The following is a 19835-nucleotide window of genomic DNA, read 5'->3' as shown; positions in this document are numbered from 1 at the left end:
GTTAAGTATAAATGAACGCTGCAGCACAACGAGTGACTCGTGGCATTTATATTGATTATTGTTGTACAGCTTTATACTATACGTTGTTTAACATAACAAGATCGCTCGCGAAAATCCAGCAAGAAAAAACAGGCCGCTCGCAGCCTGTTTGTCTGGTTGGCAGTAGAACCTAGCCGCCAAGCTTGTATCCCGAGGTTAATGCCACAACGACAGAAGCTACGATGATGGCGTTGATAACAATGCGGGAATATTTAATATCCTCGAATTTTTTCATGGAAAGACCTCCCTTCCTTGGAGTCTGTCTGGTCTGTCTAATGCTCATTGAGGTTGGTATGTTTCTGATGTTTCTGTCTTTGCGGATGGCACCGCTTTCGTTCCCCGATCCACCATCATGTATTGGATAAACAGGAATATGCCCACATTCATCACAACATCACCGATGCTGATGACCTGTGTTCGGGGATACGGATTGGACAGTGGAATGATATCACCGAGAAATGCCAGGTGAGTTGAGGCATCCATCATGTAATGTTTGGATACAGCTCCACCTTCCTGAAGTAAATCGACATAATAGGGACCAAGCACTGCGGAAGCTTCCAAAGATACAGGCATTCGGCCTCCATTAACAGCCATCACGATAAAATTGAGAAACACCCCGATCCAGATTAGTGTGAATCCCCGATGGTGCCGGTTAAGCCAGAGAAAAATAAGACCGGTAAAATATACAGCAGCGAACAGATAACCATTAATAGATGCAATCCAGCTCCATCGTTCCTGAAGGTAGAAAATGAAAAATTGAAAGAGCAGCAGCAGAGGGAAGATCCAGCCGCCGCGCAGCCGGAGTGAAGCGAGCTGGTGGAGTCCGTAACGGACACCGCCTCTGAACAGGCCAACAATCAAGCCGATCAGTATACCGTCATATACCATGATTAACTCCTGTTCTTGCGGAGATGCGCAACGATGATTGCGTGTTTGTGTACCTAAGAAATTCGACCTGTTTTTGGCAATTCCTGCATTGATCATCCGATTTCGAGAAAGAATTTTGTAAAACCATATACAAAAACCGTGCTCCCGAAAACATAGGTCGAAACCTGAATGCCATTCGGTGAGCACGGTTCTTGTTTTTTGCTATAAACAGAGCAGTTCAGACATAAAAATAGGAAAGCTGGTTATTCAGAGCCACCATTCAAATAATTGAAGAAAGGCTGATCCACCCAGAAGTTATATGAGGTGATCTTTGCTTCAGGGGCCAGCTTGCGGAAGCCGTCCTGAATCGCTTTGGCATTTTCTTTCAGTGAGAAAGATTGAGCGTAATAATGTCCAAGCGTAATTTTGTTATTGGTAATCACCGGGAAGTTCGCCAGTGCAGTTGGTGAATAATACAGCGGCTGCCACCAGGAGTTGATAATCAGCGGCGAGGTGCTGTTGCTGTTCTTTTTGGCGTAGTTCAGTACGATGTCGTTAAAACGGGCTTTGTCTGCTGTGTTATTGAACTCGAACTGAATATCATATTCCTTCGCGTAGGCAATGTAGTTGCCATTTTCGATCTGCGTAACTTTGTAGTCCGGTGTTTCTTTGGGCTCGCCCCATTCTTTCAAATAAATGAAGGCAGAGGTTTTCGGTTGGAACTGCACATCCGCGTCAATGCCTTCACTGCGAAGCAGTCCGATCAGCTGCACGGCATGGTTGATGCTGTCATGACCATATGTCAACGTCAGCTCATCAATAAAATTGGAGTCGAAGCGGCTGTCTTTGAGGTTGTACCCTGTAACCAGATCCTCGCGGAGCGCCTGATCCACAATCTTTCTCAGCTCGGGAGCTTCAATCAGATCTGCTGTGCGATAGGCAGCATACAACTTGGAGTAGATATCTGCATCATTGGAGCGTCCAATTTCATTTTTATATTTACCTTGGCTTATCAGAACACGTCCAAGCAGAATGTTCGCTGCATCTTTGCTTGCAGCGCCGCCCTTAACAAGAGCGGGATACAAGCTCTCCGGAACCAGTCCTGTATCAATTGCTGCAGCTAGTTCCTGCCCGGCTTGTCCTTGCAAACGGTTAGGCTTGATGCCAGCCTTTGCAAGTGCTTTGGCTGTTTTGTCAGCAGGATAAGTGTATGCGAGTTCTTTAAATCCCGCTGCTTTTACGGCAAGGAACACTGCTGTGTAAATGCTCAGTTGATCCTGGGCATGCACCTCGGTTCCGGTCAATACTCCGTTATGGAACAGGCCAACAGCTGCATCGTAGGCTGCATCACCCGGTTTAAGATCGCTAAAGGCAGGTGCCTGTGCTGCATCCTTATCTGAAGTGTCGGCTGTGCTGCTGGCTTCTGTAATGGCAGCAATCGCTTGAATAAAGTCACCTTTGGTCGTTTGCTTTGGCAACTGAATGCCATATTTGGCTTGCAGGAATTGAGCAAAATCTGCTGCGCTTTCGGTGTAGACAGCGGCTGGTTTGGCTGCTGGTGTTTGCACAGTCAGGGTAGCCTTAGGGGCCGCCGGAACCGGAGTTGACGTGGCAGCAGAAGCAGGCAGACTAAAGCTGAGGCTGCCGAGTGTTACCGGAGCTGCCAGCAGGGCTGCCAGCGTAATTTGCGTGAACTTTTTCAAATGAGAGGCCTCCTTAAAAATGGGTTGAATAGAATAGAGGATTATGGCATAATTCTGACAAAACCTATCAGAAATATAATAATTGGATTGACTTTAGCACGGAGTCGCGCCAGATGTCAACGAAAAAAAAGCCAATCACGGCAAGGCTTCCAGAGGCTGGAAAACTACATTTTACAACGATGTTCCATATGAGTGTAAACGCTGAAAGTTGTATTGACAAGGATCGACATTATCCGCTAGGATATAAAAAAAGAATGTTGAAAAGGGGAATTTTCGAAAATGAAAAGAGGTTTATCGTTCGTCTTATCAATTGTAATGCTCGCTATTTTGCTGGCTGCTTGTGGGAATTCGGCTTCTAAAGACGAACAATCCGCTCAAGGCGGCGATTCTGGAAAATCCCTGCGCATGGCACTTGTACTTCCTGAAAAAATCGGGGTTAACCCTTTCTTTGTACAAATGGATGAAGGCTTCAAAAAAGCAGGCAAGGAGTTCAATGTGGATACCAAAACGATTGAATCCACTGACCCTGCTGCATTTGAGCAAAATCTTCGTGCAGCGGTTGCCGAGAACTATGACCTGATCATTACAGCAACATTCCAGGCAGAAGATGCGCTGAAAAAGGTTGCTGCCGAGAATCCGAACAAGTCGTTTGCGATTGTAGATACAACGGTTGATCTGCCTAACGTTCGCAGCGTTGGTTTCCGTGAGTATGAAGGCGCATATCTGCTGGGTGCAGCAGCTGGCCTTTCTACCAAAACAGACAAAGTGGGCATGATCGCTGCAATGGACGTGCCGTTGATCAAAAAATATACAGAAGGTTTCAGAGCGGGTCTGGAATCGGTTAATCCAAAAGCAGAATTCCTGGTGAACTATGTTGGTGGATTCAATGACCCGGCCAAAGCTAAAGAACTGGCGCTGGTGCAATTCGGTAAAGGGGCTGACTTCATTGCGGGTGCATCTGCTGTAGGCGACCTCGGCGTGTTCGAAGCTGCCAAAGAAAAAGGCTTCTACACTTCGGGTCAAGATACAGATCGTACAGTGGAAGATCCGGAGCATATCGTGCTTTCCCAGTTGAAATCAACCGATACCGTTGCTTATGAGACGGTGAAGGATTTTGCAGAAGGCAATTTCAAAGCAGGTGCAGTGAACTACGGCCTGAAGGAAGATGGCGTAGGTTTGACATACGTTACACGTGATAGTCAGTCTCCGCTGAATGCTTTTGTTGGACAAGAGGTTATCGACAAAGTAAAAGCGATCAAAGATGACATCGTATCCGGTAAAATTGTAGTGAAAGATCCACTGCAACAGTAGTTTATAATTGTCCCTTCATGGGTGAAAAAGAAGTTTATAGCCGGCTGCCCAACCAGGCAGCCGGTTTTGCTACTGTTTACAGTGACCATATATGTTGAACTTAACGTTTACACGATAACGGAGAGGACAGAAGAAACCTAAAGAAGCGAAGCGTTCGCCTTTATCCCCGGATTTTCTCCTATATAAATGGAGTTCTAAAAAATCCGGGGATAACAGCGATCGAAAGGTTGTTCTGTCATCGGAGTGCCCAGTGTAACCATTTCACGTTGAACTGATATCAACCGAGAGGAGCGAACGCAAGATATGCTGTTGGAGATGGAGCAGATTACGAAGAAATATGGCAGCTTCACGGCGAACCGGGAGATCCACTTCAATCTGCGCGAGGGAGAGATTCATGCGCTGGTTGGGGAGAACGGAGCGGGCAAAACAACCTTGATGCGTATGCTGTACGGGATGGAGCAGCCAACATCAGGCACGATCAAGGTTCGTGGACGCGAGGTTAGCTTTGCAACGCCTTCTCAGGCGATGGCCAGCGGGATTGGAATGGTGCATCAGCATTTCATGCTGTTTCCATCCTTTACGGTAGCCGAGAATATTGTGATTGGGCGTGAGCCTGCGGCAGCAGGGGTATTTGATCGAAAGAAAGCTGCTACTCAGGTTGACGAATTAGGCAGACAATACGGCATGCCAGTTGATCCATGGAAAAAAGTAGCTGAATGCCCCCTGGGTATGCAGCAGCGCGTAGAGATTCTCAAGGTGCTGCATCAGGGTGCAGACATCATTATATTGGACGAGCCGTCTGCAGTGCTTACTCCGCTGGAGGTAAAAGAGCTGCTGGCAAATATGAAGTCTTTGGCAAAGCTGGGCAAAACCTTTGTGCTCATTACACACAAGCTGCAAGAGGTTATGGATGTGGCAGACCGGATTACCGTGCTGCGGGATGGTCAAGTCACGGGTACATTGCAAGCTCAGGATACCAATGTTGAGGAACTGTCCCGCCTGATGGTAGGGCGCGAATTGGTGCGTATGGACAAGCAACCGTCTGTTCCAGGTGAAGCTGTGCTTCAGGTGGAGGGTGTTCAGCTGTCAGGAGCAAAGGATCGGTCAGCACTCAAGGATATCCATATGCATGTTCGAAAAGGTGAAGTGGTTGGGATTGCTGGCATTTCGGGCAATGGCCAATCTGAATTAATTCAGGTGATTGCAGGGCTGAGGAAGCCGGATGGCGGGCGAGTGCTCTTATCGGGACAAGATACGACAAATTGGCCGGTTCGCAAAATTCGGGAGCAGGGCCTTGCCCATATTCCTGAGGACAGATATATGTGGGGAGCAGCAAAAGATGCCAGCGTGAAGGAGAACGGACTGATGGGGCACCATCACCGCTTGCAGAGACGGGGCATCATTAAGGCCAAAGCAGCCAGACTTCTGGTGGAGAGCTGGATTAAACAGTTCAGCATCAAGACAGGCTCTGCGGAGACGAAGGCTCAATTTCTATCAGGCGGTAATTTACAGAAGCTAATTGCAGCACGTGAATTCGCTCAGGATACGCCGTTTTTAATTGCGGCTGAACCGACACGCGGAGTGGATATCGGTGCGATGGAAACGATTCATGCCGAATTGCTTCGCAAACGTAATGAAGGGGCGGGCATTCTGCTCATTTCATCCGAGTTGTCCGAAATTTTGCAATTGTCGGATCGCATTATTGTGATGTACGAAGGTGAGATTGCCGGAGAACTTGCGGCAGCGGAAGCGACAGAAGAACAGATCAGCTTGCTGATGGCAGGAGGGAAAGAGCGGGTATGAATCGGGTAAAGGAAACACTTCGCGGACTTGTACAGCCGCTGCTTGCCGTACTCATTGGCTTGCTCGCCGGGGCGATTGCCATTCTGGTCGTGGGCGGCAACGTTATAGATACGTACGCAGAGATGTGGAAGGGAGCCTTCGGCAACTTCTACTTCTTCACGAATACACTGGCTCGTGCAACGCCGATTATTCTGGCCGGGCTTGGCGTAGCGCTGGCATTCCGTGCCGGATTTTTCAATATGGGTGCGGAAGGCCAGATGATTCTGGGCGGACTCAGTGCGGCACTCACGGCACTTTATCTGCCGGGGCCGGGCTGGTTCGTCTGTATTGCTGCCATCCTGGCGGGAATTATCGCTGGTGGTGTGTGGTCTCTTTTTGCAGGCTGGCTGGATGCGCGCTTCGGGATGAATCTGTTAATTACGACATTGCTGCTTAACTATATCGCAACTTATTTTGGCGGGTACATGGTTTCGTATCCATTTAAAGACCGGACAGGCTCGGCAGCGATGGCACAGACACCGATGATCGATCAGAGCATCTGGCTGCCGAAGCTGTTTCAGGGCATGGGACTGCATGCCGGTTTTATTATCGCGGTTGCTGCGGCAATACTGATCTATTGGTTTACACACAAAACAGTGACCGGTTATGAGATTCGTATGCTGGGCAGCAATCCGTCCTTTGCGGCATATGGGGGTGTACGCCGTATTCGCATGATGATGTTGTCGATGGTCATCAGCGGTGGTCTGGCGGGTCTGGCAGGAGCCGGAGAAGTGCTCGGTACACAGTACCGTTTTCTGGACGGATCGTTATCCTCGGCCAGCTATGCATGGAGCGGTATTATGGCTACGCTGCTCGCTCGTTCTCATCCGCTCGGCACAGCTCTTGCGGCGATTCTGCTGGCAGCACTGCAGACTGGTGCGATGGGCATGGAGCGGAACACGGATGTACCGCTGGAGGTTGGCAGCGTCATTCAGGCTGTCTTGACGTTATTTGTATCGGCACAGATCGGTTATTCTTTCCTGAAGCGGAGAAAGGAGAAAAAGTCCAATGCAACAACTGTTTGATGCGGCCATGTTTGGCTCAACCTTGCGCATCATGACGCCGATTCTGCTGGCAGCGCTTGGCGGAGCTTTATGCTCGCGTGTCGGTCTGTTCAACGTAGGTCTGGAGGGACTTGTGCTGATTGGTGCGTTCTCTGCTATTGTTGGTAACTACCTGTTTGGCAACGTACTGCTGGCAGTATTGTTCTCGATTGTCATTGTGATGTTATTCTCGGCGCTCTTCGCGTTTATAAGTATTAACTTGAAGGCCAATGCCATTGTGGTCGGTATATCGCTGAACTTTCTGGCGGCGGGACTCACTACGTTTGCCTTGCGAGCAATCTTTGATGTTAAAGGTGCATACTACGACAAGGATATGGTCGGACTGCCGAAATGGGATATTCCGCTGATTAAGGATATTCCTTGGGTGGGTACAGTGTTCTCGGGTCACAGCCCGCTCGTTTATCTCGGCATCATTATTGTCATTGCGCTGCAGTTCTATCTATTTAAAAGTGTGTCCGGCTTCCGCCTGCGCTCCGTAGGTGAGAATCCGATTGCAGCCCAGAGCATCGGCATCAAGGTGCGTGGCATTCAATATGGCGCGGTTCTGATGTGCGGTGTGCTGTGTGCACTCGCGGGAGCGCAGCTGTCACTCGGTCAGGTAACGATGTTTACAGAAGGCATGACAGCGGGCCGCGGCTTTATCGCTCTGGTTGCTACGATGCTGGGACAAGCCAATCCGCTCGGCGTGATGGGGTCTAGTGTGCTGTTTGGTTTCATGGAAGCACTCAGTATTCGTCTGCAGGGTTTCTCCCTGCCAACTCATTTCACGATGATGCTGCCGTATATTGTAACCTTGGTTGCGATGTTCTTTTTCAAAGACCGGACGTATGCGCAGGATGCGTTGAAAGCGGGCGGAAGCTCCCGTTAATAAGGAGGAATTACGAGACATGCATAACAAGGCCGAACGTTTGAAAAAAACGAAAACACCTCCGCCGAAGGCAGGCGTCGATTACGGAGATCGGCTGCCGCCGGGCCAGGTGCTGACGGAAAAATTCCCGATCCTGCACGAAGGGGAAGTGCCGGAGTATGACCTCGCCACATGGGACTTGAGGGTTTTTGGCGAAGTGCAAGAAGAGAAGGTATTTTCTCTGGCAGAGCTTCAGGCGATGCCGCAGGTGAACACAGTCAGTGATATTCACTGCGTTACACGCTGGTCGAAGTTTGATACACCGTGGGAGGGTATCCGATTCTCTGAATTTGTGAAGCTGCTTGGGGTTAAACCGGAAGCAAAGTATGTCATGATCCACGCTGATCATGATTACGAGACCAATGTACCGCTCGAAGAGCTGATGCATGATGATGTGCTGCTTGCGTTCAAATATAATGGTGAGCCGCTCACGCCCAAGCACGGCTTCCCGCTGAGACTAGTTGTGCCGCAGCTGTACTTCTGGAAAAGCGCAAAGTGGGTACGTGGCCTGGAATTTATGACAGAGGATCGCAACGGCTTCTGGGAAAGCAATGGCTTCCACCATTTTGCCGACCCGTTCAAGGAGCAGCGCTTCTCAGGCGAAGATCTGCCGATTCCTGAGGATGAGTGGACGAAGAAGGAGTTTGATTAACATGTTGATGCCGATATTGCAGATTCATTCGGAAGATATGCCGGCTTATGCCATTGTGTGTGGTGATCCTGCCCGGGCAGAGAAGATCTCCCGCAAGCTTGAGGATGCCAGAGAGCTGGCATTCAGTCGCGAATATCGTACATTTGTCGGAACGTTTGAAGGTGCTCTGCTTGCTGTTGTCAGTCATGGTGTAGGATCACCGGGGGCAGCCGTCTGCTTCGAGGAACTGATTCGTGCCGGGGTGACAACGCTGATTCGTGTAGGCACAGCAGGTTCATATACTGCCGATTATCCGGCAGGCAGCGTAATTGTCAGCACGGCAGCGGTCCGCTCGGACGGGCTGACACGTCAGCTTGTACCAGACGGGTTCCCCGCAGTTGCAAATATCGACGTGACCAGTGCACTGGTTGCGGCCGCTCGTGAAGTGGGCAGCGGGAAAGTTGCTTCGCAGGACGAGGCTTCTTCCGTGGATGCTCATGCACCCAAGGTTGGCACAGGAATTACAGTTACGCTGGATGCATTTTTTACAGGTGTGGAGGACATTCCACATCGCAAGTACAAGCAGGCTGGAGCGCTCGCTGCCGAGATGGAGATTGCAGCGCTCTACATCGTAAGCACCTTGCGCGGTGCACGGGCTGGAGCGATCGTGGCGATTGACGGCTTCGCAGACAGTGATCTTGCAGCCGAGTATGATCCGCATACAGATGCGGTTGCCAAGGCCGTAGAGCATGAGATCGAAGCTGCGCTTCGTGCGCTCGCTGCGCTTGCTCGTCAGGATCAGGCGCAACAATAATAATAGAGCAGAGCATGCTGATTAGCGTCCCTACGGTTATGAACCGGAAGGGACGCTATTTTTATTTTGTACCTTTTACGAGCAGAGATGTTTGTTAGTTGTATACGATACGGATGGAATAGAAGACACCATCGGAATTGAAGTTGCCTTCCACGGTAGGAGCGCCTTCTTTTGTGAAAATGGCAACATCCGAAGGGAAAGCTTTCTTTTCCACCATATGGCCATTCAGATCAATGCCGAGCAGCAGCTCTGCCTGTGCCACACCTGTTTCCTGTAATTGTCTGGCGGTGATGGCCTTCATTTTTCGATGATACTCATCTACGACCTCCTGCCCCTTGTTATAAATATCATCCATGAGACCAATGGCGTTCACAGCAACAACCTGATGCGAGGATTTATCTACTCCGATCCAGGTGCCATATTTATCATTTGTATACATAAACTCGTAAATTTCTTTGCTCCCCTTGTGTTGCAGCACTACACCGTTCAACTCATCCACAGGTAAATCGAGCTTGCCAAACACCTCTTCGGCTGCTTCGATGTCCTCTTTGGCTACATCCTTGATCGATACGTCCACTTGGGTGTAGCTGAGTTTGTTGTTGTCAAAATAAAAGGAGATTTCATTCTCCTGAATGAATCCCGAGTGAATATTGCCTTTCAGATCAACCAGCAGTTGGCTTGGGAAAGGTGTGCCAAGGACATTGAAATCCCAACCGAGGCCGTCGAGATAGCTGCCTTTATCCAGCTTGTACGTTTTTTGAGTCAGCTTTTTGAGCGTTTGTTCTACTTTTTTAATAATTGCTGCCGGTGCTTCGGTTTTTTTGCTGGATGCTGCTGGTGTGGTAACTGTGGTAGCTGCTTCAGCTTTTGCTTTTGCAGCGCTTGCCGAGGGGGAGCATGGAACGATGGATATTGTGCCGATGATTCCTGCTAACGCCATGGTACTGAATACTTTGTAGATTGGCTTCACAATAAATACCTCCAAGTATAATAATTTGTCTATCCATCTATATAACACTTATAGGCAGTGATTTTGTGACACATCACATCAATTTCATCAAAAAAAAGTTAAAATTTTGCTCTGTTGAACGCGGAGAATGGCGGGTACATTTTGGCGTATTTCGAATGATATTGAAATCATTGGGTAATTATATACAGGAACAGAATCCAACATGAAATTGCAAAAGGAGGACTCACCCGATGACACAGAACAATCAACCTCAGGATGAAGCAGCGATTCGCAACAAGCTGGACGAAGACGGCGATTCCTTGATGGAGAAAAAGAAAATTTTGAACGGTGTGGATATTGAGCCGCAGGCAGATGATTGGGCAGCCAAGCCGTCACCGGTTGCTTTTAATGAAGGGAACCAGACGTCTTCCAAAAAATAAGGTCTATTCGAATATCAGATCGACAGAGCAGGTACCCCAGGGTGGTATCTGCTTTTTCATCCTTGTATAATGTTGTATAAACATCATTGGAAGGGTGGAGAAGAGGAAAATGGATAATGCGGTACGGATTCGAAGCGCGCAATTGGCGGATTACACCGGAGTGTCAAGGCTGCTGGATGATCTGCATGAGATGCATGTACAGGCAAGGCCGGACATATATAAACCTTTGCAGCCCAGGCTGGGGGAGCAGGAATATGCAGATTGGCTTGCTATGGAGCAGCGCTATTATTATGTCGCGGAGCTTGTGGAGACAAAGCAGTTGATCGGATTCAGCAGCGCACAGCTGAGCGTGATTCGGGAGCATCCCCTTTTTACCGATCGCAAGATGCTCTACATTCATGAACTGGTGGTGGATTCTACCCATAGGGGGTATGGCACGGGTAAACGCTTGATGCAAACGATGCTGGATCTGGGCCGAGAGCTGCAGGCAGACCACCTGGAGTTAACCGTGTCCACGTTTAACTCACATGCGCAGAGCTTCTATGAACAGATGGGGCTGAAGGTGCGCAGCAGCAGAATGGAATATGAGTTGTAGATACATGATGATACATACACAGAACATTCAATTATAAAAAAATAAAAAAACCTTGAATACCCCATGGGGGTATGTTAAGCTGAGGAAAGAATGAATGAAAAGGGGTGTTATGATGGAACATCAAAGCCATCCCGAAGAGCCTGTATTCAATACTGGGGAAGGTTCTGCCAAAGTTATGCAAGCAGCGGATACATGCCACGCGGTGAAGCTTGATCAGAATGGCAAGCCTGTTCGTCAAAGCCATCATTCCCAGGAGATGAAGAGCAATCTGATCTCTCGTTTGAACCGGGTCGAGGGCCAGATTCGCGGCATCAAAGGTTTGATTGAGAAGGACACATATTGTGATGATGTGTTAACCCAGATCGCCGCAGCACAGTCTGCGCTGAATTCGGTAGGCAAGCTTTTGCTGGAAGGTCATATGAAGAGCTGCATTGTGGAACGTATCCAGGCTGGTGAGCACGAGGTTGTGGATGAATTGCTGGTTACTGTCAGGAAGCTGATGAAGTAAGTCGCAGGTGATACCAGTTGATAGAGCTGTAAAATCAAATACAAAATACAAACATATCCAAGGAGGAATTAGAATATGTCTAATGTTACGTTGAATGTCAAAGGAATGTCTTGCAATCACTGCGTGAAATCTGTAGAAGAAGCAGTGAAAGGCGCTGGGGCAAGTGGTCATGTGGATCTGGCAGCCGGAACGGTAGCTGTAGAATATAATGAGCAGACCGTTACAGTAGATCAGATCAAAGCTGCAATTGAAGACCAGGGATATGACGTGGTGTAAGATGGTCCAAAGGATCATTTTAAGATGAGATAAATAGGTATAGCTGTTATAGCAGTGAAAGGCTTAAGCCATATGAATTAAGGCGGTTTAAGCCTGATTTTCCGTCTGAAATATACCCCTACAGGGTATATGGAGTTTGGTGTTATTGAAAGGAGATGACATGATGACAAACGCATCTGAACAAGCAGAGTCTGCTCACACTCCGGCGGCCCAGCCGGGTCTGAAGACAACGCTGCACATCACGGGCATGACCTGTGCAGCATGCTCAACGCGTGTGGAGAAGGGGCTTTCCCGCATGGAAGGTGTGCATGAAGCTAACGTGAACCTGGCCATCGAACAGGCGACAATCTCATACGATCCCAAAACAACAAACGTCAACGCTCTGCGAGACAAGGTTGCGGCGCTGGGGTACGGTACGGTGACCGAATCCGTGGATCTGGATATTACGGGCATGACCTGTGCCGCCTGCTCTGCACGAATCGAGAAGGGGCTGTCCAGACTGCCGGGCGTGACACAGGCTAACGTCAATCTAGCACTGGAGACAGGGCATATCGAATATGCCGCCGGAACGCTCAAACCTTCCGATATCACGGCCAAAATCAAACAGCTCGGCTATGGTGCACAATTACAGTTAACACAGGAGGAGTCGACCTCTGTTCGCGAGCAGGAGCTGCAGCGCAAGAAGTGGAAGTGGATCATCTCTGCAATTTTGTCCGTTCCGTTATTGTGGGCCATGGTAGGGCATTTCTCGTTTACTTCGGGAATATATGTGCCAGAGCTGTTTCTGAATCCGTGGTTCCAGCTGCTGCTCGCTGCCCCGGTGCAGTTTGTAATCGGATGGCAGTTCTATGTGGGTGCGTACAAGGCGCTCCGCAACGGCAGTGCAAATATGGATGTGCTTGTTGCACTCGGGACCAGCGCCGCATTTTTCTACAGTCTTTACCTGACATTAACGAGCGGATATCTGCCTGCTCTCGGTACAGGTCAAGGAATGGATCATGGTGCGATGGGCAGTGATATGGGCGTTGCTGGTGCTGCCGCTCCAATGCCTATGGTGGAGCTGTATTATGAGACCAGTGCCATTCTGATTACATTGATTTTGCTTGGAAAATGGTTCGAGGCTGTGGCGAAGGGCCGCTCTTCACAGGCCATCAAAAGTCTGATCGAATTGACCCCGCGTGAAGCACACGTTATTCGTGACGGAGAGGAAGTGCTGGTTCCTGCCGCTTATGTAGCTGTGGGCGAGCTGGTTCTGGTCAAACCGGGAGACAGCATCCCGGTAGACGGGATTGTAGAAGAAGGGCAATCGTCTGTAGATGAGTCCATGCTGAGTGGTGAAAGCCTGCCTGTAGATAAAAAGCCTGGTGACCCCGTCACCGGCGCGACACTGAATAAAAACGGTGTTCTTCGCATCCGGGCAACCCGGGTAGGCTCGGACACGGCTCTGTCCCAGATTATTAAAGTAGTTGAGCAGGCTCAAGGCTCGAAAGCGCCAATTCAGCGGATTGCCGATGTAATCTCGGGGATATTTGTACCCATTGTTGTGGGGATTGCAGCACTGACCTTTGTGATCTGGTATCTGTTTGCAAGCCCGGGTGACTTTGCTGGTTCGCTCGAGAAGGCGATCGCTGTGCTCGTTATCGCTTGTCCTTGTGCGCTTGGGCTTGCAACACCAACCTCTGTCATGGCTGGATCGGGCCGGGCGGCGGAATACGGCATCCTGTTCAAGGGTGGTGAGCATCTGGAATCTGCGCAGCAGATTCAAACGGTCGTGCTCGACAAGACGGGAACCGTTACCCAGGGCAAGCCTGTGTTAACCGATGTGATCACCGCACCGGGCTGGACGGAAGCGGAGCTGCTTCAACGTGTCGGAGCGGCGGAGTATAGCTCGGAGCACCCGTTAGCCGAGGCGATTGTAAGCGGCATTCGGGAGAAAGGTTTGCTTTTGAATGCAGCAGAATCGTTTGAGAACATGCCTGGATATGGCGTACGTGCTATGGTTTCCGATGAGGAAATTCTGGTGGGAACCCGCCGCTTGCTTGCCAATGCACATGTGGAAGTGCCGGAGGGAATGCTGCAGCAGATGAATCAGCTGGAGGAGCAGGGACGTACAGCAATGCTCGTTGCTGCTCAGGGGCAATGGGCGGGTATCGTTGCTGTAGCGGATACGATCAAGGATACTTCCCGGGAAGCCATTGCACGACTTCAGGCTATGGGAATAGATGTCATCATGATTACAGGAGACAATGAACGAACAGCCAGAGCTGTAGCGGAACAAGCGGGCATTGGGCGCGTTCTGACAGAAGTGCTGCCAGAGGGCAAAGCGGCAGAAGTGAAGAAGTTACAGGAGAGCGGCCGCAAGGTAGCGATGGTCGGAGATGGTATCAATGATGCTCCTGCGCTGGCTACTGCGGATATCGGCATGGCGATTGGAACCGGAACGGACGTAGCGATGGAAGCGGCAGATATTACGCTGATGCGCGGTGACCTGAACAGCATTGCAGATGCGATTGAGATGAGCCGCCGCACGATGGGCAATATCAAGCAAAACCTGTTCTGGGCGCTTGGTTACAATGTCATTGGCATACCGATTGCAGCAGCAGGGTTCCTGGCTCCTTGGTTAGCCGGTGCTGCAATGGCGTTCAGCTCGGTGTCGGTTGTACTGAATGCGCTGCGTTTGCAGCGGTTGAAGCTGAATCGGGAAAAACTTTAAACGCAAAGAAAACAGTGTGTGAAACAAGCCGGATAACAGCTTGATAGAAATGCGCGGTTGGCTTCACGGCGGACCGTGCATTTTTTTTCACTCCATATGGAGAATAAGATAGAAGATACGGAATCGGAACCGGGGTTAAGGAGAATATTGTTTGGAATAAACATGTTATTTCCTGAAAATGACGATGAGTTTTCTGAATTTCATGAAAGTGTATTGACAATATAGACATATGCCTTTAAAATTTAAACGATTGTTTGATTCAAACGAGTGTTTAAATCAAATTAGAACTATTTTGAAGATGGAGGAACCTATTATATGCTGCAAGCTTTACGTGCATTATTTAAAAAACCGCCAGTGATTGTAGGCATAGCTACTGCACTGATGTTTCAGGTTATCTTTAGCGTGATCTGGATGACTGCATATTCCGGTGTCAATGACCGAACCAAGGAATTGACCGTAGCCATTGTAAACGAGGATGGTGAATTATCCAAAGGTGTTGCCGATCGGTTGGCAGAGACGCTGCCATTCCACACGGTTGCCAATCTGAGTGCAGCTGAGGCGCTGGATCAGTTGGAGCATCATCAAGTGCACATGGTATTGGACATTCCGGCTGGATTCAATGAGTCCCTTCAGACGGCTGGCTCCACTGCCGAGATCAAATACACCATTAACGAAGCCAACCCGGTGACGATTAAAAGCATGATGCAAGGTGTGTCGCAGAGCGTAACCAACACAATGAACAAACAAGCTTCTGCCCAAGGAGTGCAGACCGTTCTGACCGCTTCGGGTGCTCCTGCGGATCAGGCCGCTCAGGCAGCGGCGAATCTGACAAACCGTGTAGAAGGCAAAACAACATCCATCAACCCGGTGAACGGCATGAACAATCAGATGGTACCTATGATGATGGTGCTTGCATCTTATGTCGGTGCGATGATCATGGGCATGAATCTGCAGATAGCCATGGGAATGTTGTCTTCGATGTTTTCCCGTCTAACGCTGTTCGGTGCCCGGGCAGTAATCAATGTGGGTTCTGCACTGGTGGTATCCTTGCTCGGATCTTCACTTATTGTGGCTCTCGGTGGACAGATTGAACAAGGGTTTGTTGCATTCTGGTTATTCCAGGCATTGTTCCTGTGTACCTTTATGTTCTTCTCCCAGTTCTTCCTGATTTGCTTTGGTCCGGCAGGCAGCCTGTTTAACATCATCGCATTGTCCCTGCAGCTGGTATCATCGGGTGCTATGGTACCACGCGAACTGCTGAACAGCTTCTATAGTGGAATAGGTCATTACTTGCCTGCGACTTATGCGGTTCAGGGCATTCTAAGCGTTCAGCTCGGAGGTCCTGGCGTGCAATCTGCAGCAGGGTCCATCGTGATTGTACTGCTCGTTGCTGTGGCGTTGTCTCTGGCTGTGACATTGTTGAAAAAAGGACGTAAGCCGGCGGTTGCACCAAGCCCGGCTCCAGCAAACAGCTAAGCTGCGCAGATGCTGTAGCAATCGCACTATATACACACTAAGCACCCCGGTGATTTTCATCGGGGTGCTTGGTGTAATATAATAGATAGAATGAAGTGAGGGCTTGCAGCCGGAGGGATGGGCTGAAGCAGCTGACATTGAACGGATAAGAGGAGAGAAACAAATGACGGAACCGGAATTGGATATTAAAACAAGGATATTGCTTGCAGCCAAAAAACTTTTTGCCCTGCAGGGGTATGACGGGACGAGTGTTCGTCAAATCTGTGATGAGGCGGGAGCGAATGTGTCGCTGGTATCTTATCACTTTGGCGGCAAAGAAAAGGTGTTTGACGCGTTATTTGAGCATTTTTTCCCCGAGCATATTCTGAGTATGCTGGCTGCAGAATCGATGTCTCCAATTGAAGGTATCCGCCGAATTGTCGGTGAGGTCGTGAGGTTTACGATGACGGATCGCGAAATGAGTGACATTGTGCAGCTGGAAATTACGCTTCGCACTCACCGGACTACAACCGTATTTCAGTACCTTGACCCGGTCTGGAATAAAGTGAAGGAATACCTGCAGCAAGGCAAAGATCAGGGATTGTTTAAAATTGAATCCGCTTCGTACGCCATGCTTCAGGTTATGGGAGCGGCGCTCGCACACAAGCGAGCCAAGCACTCGCGTTTTGGTTTTGATTATGAGGACATGAACACAGAGGAGCTTGCCGAACAGACGGTGGAGTTCGTACTTCGAGGATTGGGAGTGAACAGCCATGAATGAAACGATTGAATTAATGATGAAACACCGCTCCGTGCGCAAATTCAAGCCGGACCCGGTTAGTGAAGAGCAGCTCGCTGCCATTGTTGCAGCAGGACAGATGGCATCCTCATCAAGCAACGTACAGGCGTATTCGGTTATTGCTGTAACGGATCAAGAGCAGAAGGCCAAACTGGCCGTGCTTGCAGGGAATCAGGCGTATATCAATGAATGCCCGGTGTTTCTAGTATGGTGTGCTGACTTGTACCGTCTGCAGGATTCAGCGAAACGATACCTTCCCGAGAAGGAAACGTATGCGGATTCAACCGAGAATTTTATGGTGGCTACGATTGATGCTGCATTGGCCTCCCAGAATGCCGCGCTTGCAGCGGAATCCCTTGGCTTCGGCATCGTATACATCGGCGGACTTCGCACCCGTATTGAAGAAGTGGCTGAGCTGCTCGAATTGCCAGACGGTGTATACCCTGTATATGGCATGTGCATCGGAGTTGCGGATCAGGAGACGGGCATTCGTCCACGTCTGCCGCTCAAGGCTGTACTCCATCATAACCGCTACCAGCCTGAACAGAGCTTGCAAGGGGTTCAGGAGTACGATGTTATAACGACGGAATATTTGAAGGAGCGGACGAACGGGGAACGCACAACCCCATGGTCTGAATTGATGGCAAAGCGTCTGACCGAACCGGCACGTATGCAAGTAAGAGCATTTCTGGAGCGCAGAGGTTTCCTGAAGAGGTAATGCGAGGTTGTCTTTAAGATGAAAAAGAGCCAGTTGGTCATGACTGAATGCTATTCCCTTCGTTCGTTGGATTCTGGCAACGGTTAACTTAGGCGAGAGAGTTCAGCATGAATTCTACTGGCTATTTGCTTTGATGTACGATAGCGCTGCAATCACTGTATAAGTTGAACTATTCGTTTACACGTTAACGGAGAGGACAGAAAAAAACTGAAAAAGCGAAGCGATCGCCTGAAAGCTTTCTGCAAGAAAGCTGCATCGGAAGCATACGCTTATCACCGGATTTTCTTTTGTTATTCCGGCAGACGGTAGAAGCGTTTCGTATTTCGGTAAAACAGACGTGCTGCTCGCTCGGTACCCATCCCCGTAATCTCACTCCAGGCCTGAATCACCTGACGAGTCATGACGGGATGTGTCATACGTCCCTGAAACGGTCCTTCAAAGGGCCATGGCCCATCCGTCTCTGCCATCACTTGCTCCGCAGGGTACTGCCGTGCCAGCTCGCGAATCTCGGTTTCATACTGAATATCCGGTGTGAAGGAGATAAAATATCCGTTGTTTGCCATACGCCGGATGGTCTGCCTGGCTCCTTTGAACCAGTGAAAGTGTGCTCGCGTAAACTGATGTTTCTCGAGCAGATCACAGGCTATCTCAGCATCCTCATACACAGCATGCAGAACAATCGGTTTATTGTGCTTTTTGGCTAACAGAATGAACTGCTCCAGCAGATCAACGTAACCACTCTGATCAAAGTCCAGGCCAGCTCGGCGTGCTTCTTCACGACTATAATAGGGCAAGCCTATCTCTCCAATGGCTGCGGCATGTTTAATGTGTTCTTCGATCCAGCGAAAGAGCTGCTCTTGTTGGTATGCGGATGGCAGCGGCTGCTCGGGATGATATCCGAAGGCTGGAAAAATGGATCGTGCGTACTGCTTGGCAAGCTCCAGGTTCGTCTGAGCAGAAGCTAAATCCATAGAAACGGCTATCACGGCTTCGACCTGATGATTCGGCAAGCTGAGCAGCAGGTCAATTCGTTCCTCTGGAGTATACTTATCCAAATGAATATGAGCGTCGATTAACGGTGCGAATGCTTGAGGGTGCATGAGGGAATCCTCCTTGTATCGGTTTACATAGTATATAACGCCAATTCCCATCACATGGATCACCTAAACGAGGGAAAATTAACTAAAAAACCCGCGCTATCCAAATATCAAGATAGGCGGGCTTTCTGCTGTTCTTCTTTCATCCACTGGGCAATTTGCCGTTTGCGTTCGAGAAAAGCAGGGTCCTCGGTCATTTCCTCTCGTCTCGGACGGTCAAAAGGAACCTGAACCTCGTGCAGCACAGCTGCGGGTCGATTGGATAACACATACACCCGATCTGCCAGCAGCAGCGCCTCCTCGATATTATGCGTGATGAACAGCACCGAGCGGCGGTTCTGTTCCCAGATATCCAGCAGCCAGCGCTGCATGTCGCTTCGGGTGAGGGCATCGAGCGCACTGAATGGTTCATCCAGCAGCATCAGCTCCTGCGGGCTGAGCAATGCACGCAGGAAAGCCACACGCTGCTGCATCCCGCCCGACAGCTGATGAGGATATGAGCGCTCGAATCCGGCAAGACCGACGCTGCCCAGCCAATGCCTGGCCTCGGCAAGTGCCTCGGGACGCGGAGCCGGTAGAGGATTGGAGGCAGTGAAAGCTGCGGCAGAGGCCACCTCGCCCGCGAGCAGCACATTGTCCTCAATCGTCCGCCAAGGGAAGAGGGCAGGCTGCTGCGGCATATAACTGATATGCCCGCGCTGCCCCGTAACCGGCTTGCCGTTCATCCGCACCTCGCCCGCCTGCGGATTCAACAAACCGCCAATGATGTGGAACAAGGTGCTTTTACCGCAGCCGGACGGGCCAACGATGGCGACAAATTCTCCCTTTTCCACCGTGAGGGACAGTCCGTTTAGCACAGGCAGCTTACGCCGCCGTTCCTTGAAGGAAACATGCACATCTACAATATCCAGCGCAGGTGGGACAGGTGCAGCTGCCGAATTATACGTGCGTACAGTATCGGTTGGACCAGCAACCTGAGTAGCGACAGAAGCAAGCCGAACATCATGAACATTGGATATGCCTGCTCCAGTCAACGCTGTGTGACGGTGCTTGGTCGCTTCTCTGCCTGTATCTGGTTTATCCTGTAGCTTTTTCATATGGTGATCA

The 19835-nt window shown here is 49.8% G+C and carries 19 protein-coding genes; 14 read left to right on the top strand and 5 right to left on the bottom strand.

All coding sequences use genetic code 11. The features are described 5' to 3' along the window. Nucleotides 1-318: 318 nt before the first annotated feature. Nucleotides 319-927, bottom strand: a complete 609-nt coding sequence (locus IEW26_RS20230; protein ID WP_188593635.1) for a DUF5317 domain-containing protein — start codon at nt 925-927, stop codon at nt 319-321. Nucleotides 928-1169: 242 nt separating this feature from the next. Then, on the bottom strand, nt 1170-2609 hold the full coding sequence (locus IEW26_RS20225) for a hypothetical protein (RefSeq protein ID WP_188593634.1): 1440 nt from the start codon (nt 2607-2609) through the stop codon (nt 1170-1172). A 279-nt stretch (nt 2610-2888) separates the two neighbouring features. Here IEW26_RS20225 and IEW26_RS20220 point away from each other — a divergent pair, with 279 nt between their 5' ends. The 6 genes from IEW26_RS20220 to IEW26_RS20195 all read left to right on the top strand — a co-directional run bounded on the left by IEW26_RS20220 (nt 2889) and on the right by IEW26_RS20195 (nt 9178). Continuing rightward, complete coding sequence (locus IEW26_RS20220; protein ID WP_111269321.1) at nt 2889-3920, top strand: BMP family lipoprotein; 1032 nt, start codon at nt 2889-2891, stop codon at nt 3918-3920. A gap of 303 nt (nt 3921-4223) precedes the next feature. Beyond that, nucleotides 4224-5723 (top strand): ABC transporter ATP-binding protein, encoded by a 1500-nt coding sequence (locus tag IEW26_RS20215; RefSeq protein ID WP_188593633.1) that lies wholly within the window; start codon nt 4224-4226, stop codon nt 5721-5723. Further along, nucleotides 5720-6787 carry an ABC transporter permease gene (locus IEW26_RS20210; protein ID WP_111269319.1) on the top strand — a complete coding sequence of 356 codons (1068 nt, stop codon included), beginning with the start codon at nt 5720-5722 and terminating at the stop codon, nt 6785-6787. Before IEW26_RS20215 ends, IEW26_RS20210 begins: the two co-directional genes overlap by 4 nt. Next, entirely contained in the window at nt 6771-7694 is a 924-nt protein-coding gene (locus IEW26_RS20205) for an ABC transporter permease (protein WP_110898143.1), read from the top strand. The genes IEW26_RS20210 and IEW26_RS20205 overlap by 17 nt, the downstream gene beginning before the upstream one ends. Before the next feature lie 19 nt (nt 7695-7713). Continuing rightward, on the top strand, nt 7714-8385 hold the full coding sequence (locus tag IEW26_RS20200; protein WP_188593632.1) for a sulfite oxidase-like oxidoreductase: 672 nt from the start codon (nt 7714-7716) through the stop codon (nt 8383-8385). A 1-nt stretch (nt 8386) separates the two neighbouring features. Next, nucleotides 8387-9178 (top strand): nucleoside phosphorylase, encoded by a 792-nt coding sequence (locus IEW26_RS20195; RefSeq protein ID WP_188593631.1) that lies wholly within the window; start codon nt 8387-8389, stop codon nt 9176-9178. A 94-nt stretch (nt 9179-9272) separates the two neighbouring features. Here the strand turns inward: IEW26_RS20195 and IEW26_RS20190 are convergent, their stop codons facing one another. Then, the gene (locus IEW26_RS20190) at nt 9273-10148 is read right to left on the bottom strand and encodes a hypothetical protein (protein ID WP_188593630.1); all 876 of its coding nucleotides are present in this window, start codon (nt 10146-10148) and stop codon (nt 9273-9275) included. 230 nt (nt 10149-10378) lie between these two features. Here IEW26_RS20190 and IEW26_RS20185 point away from each other — a divergent pair, with 230 nt between their 5' ends. The 8 genes from IEW26_RS20185 to nfsA all read left to right on the top strand — a co-directional run bounded on the left by IEW26_RS20185 (nt 10379) and on the right by nfsA (nt 17631). Next, on the top strand, nt 10379-10567 hold the full coding sequence (locus IEW26_RS20185; RefSeq protein WP_111269315.1) for a hypothetical protein: 189 nt from the start codon (nt 10379-10381) through the stop codon (nt 10565-10567). A gap of 109 nt (nt 10568-10676) precedes the next feature. Then, the gene (locus IEW26_RS20180; protein WP_188593629.1) at nt 10677-11162 is read left to right on the top strand and encodes a GNAT family N-acetyltransferase; all 486 of its coding nucleotides are present in this window, start codon (nt 10677-10679) and stop codon (nt 11160-11162) included. Between the two features lie 175 nt (nt 11163-11337). Beyond that, nucleotides 11338-11670 carry a metal-sensitive transcriptional regulator gene (locus IEW26_RS20175; RefSeq protein ID WP_229729959.1) on the top strand — a complete coding sequence of 111 codons (333 nt, stop codon included), beginning with the start codon at nt 11338-11340 and terminating at the stop codon, nt 11668-11670. Between the two features lie 75 nt (nt 11671-11745). After that, nucleotides 11746-11946: a copper ion binding protein gene (locus tag IEW26_RS20170; RefSeq protein WP_145405609.1), complete on the top strand. Its 201-nt coding sequence runs from the start codon at nt 11746-11748 to the stop codon at nt 11944-11946. A 163-nt stretch (nt 11947-12109) separates the two neighbouring features. After that, on the top strand, nt 12110-14659 hold the full coding sequence (locus IEW26_RS20165) for a heavy metal translocating P-type ATPase (protein ID WP_188593628.1): 2550 nt from the start codon (nt 12110-12112) through the stop codon (nt 14657-14659). Between the two features lie 315 nt (nt 14660-14974). After that, the gene (locus IEW26_RS20160) at nt 14975-16135 is read left to right on the top strand and encodes a YhgE/Pip domain-containing protein (protein WP_188593627.1); all 1161 of its coding nucleotides are present in this window, start codon (nt 14975-14977) and stop codon (nt 16133-16135) included. 163 nt (nt 16136-16298) lie between these two features. After that, nucleotides 16299-16895, top strand: a complete 597-nt coding sequence (locus IEW26_RS20155) for a TetR family transcriptional regulator (protein WP_111269311.1) — start codon at nt 16299-16301, stop codon at nt 16893-16895. Then, nucleotides 16888-17631: an oxygen-insensitive NADPH nitroreductase gene (gene nfsA / locus IEW26_RS20150; RefSeq protein ID WP_188593626.1), complete on the top strand. Its 744-nt coding sequence runs from the start codon at nt 16888-16890 to the stop codon at nt 17629-17631. Before IEW26_RS20155 ends, nfsA begins: the two co-directional genes overlap by 8 nt. A gap of 290 nt (nt 17632-17921) precedes the next feature. Here nfsA and IEW26_RS20145 read toward each other — a convergent pair whose 3' ends face one another. Continuing rightward, nucleotides 17922-18731 (bottom strand): TatD family hydrolase, encoded by an 810-nt coding sequence (locus IEW26_RS20145; protein ID WP_188593625.1) that lies wholly within the window; start codon nt 18729-18731, stop codon nt 17922-17924. A 107-nt stretch (nt 18732-18838) separates the two neighbouring features. Beyond that, the gene (locus IEW26_RS20140) at nt 18839-19825 is read right to left on the bottom strand and encodes an ABC transporter ATP-binding protein (RefSeq protein WP_188593624.1); all 987 of its coding nucleotides are present in this window, start codon (nt 19823-19825) and stop codon (nt 18839-18841) included. Nucleotides 19826-19835 lie beyond the last annotated feature (10 nt).

Origin of the sequence: Paenibacillus silvae, assembly GCF_014639235.1 — a bacterium.
Taxonomy (GTDB): Bacteria; Bacillota; Bacilli; order Paenibacillales; family Paenibacillaceae; genus Paenibacillus; species Paenibacillus silvae.
The sequence above is the reverse complement of the archived record's forward strand: the minus strand, read 5'-3'. Positions and strand labels throughout refer to the sequence as shown.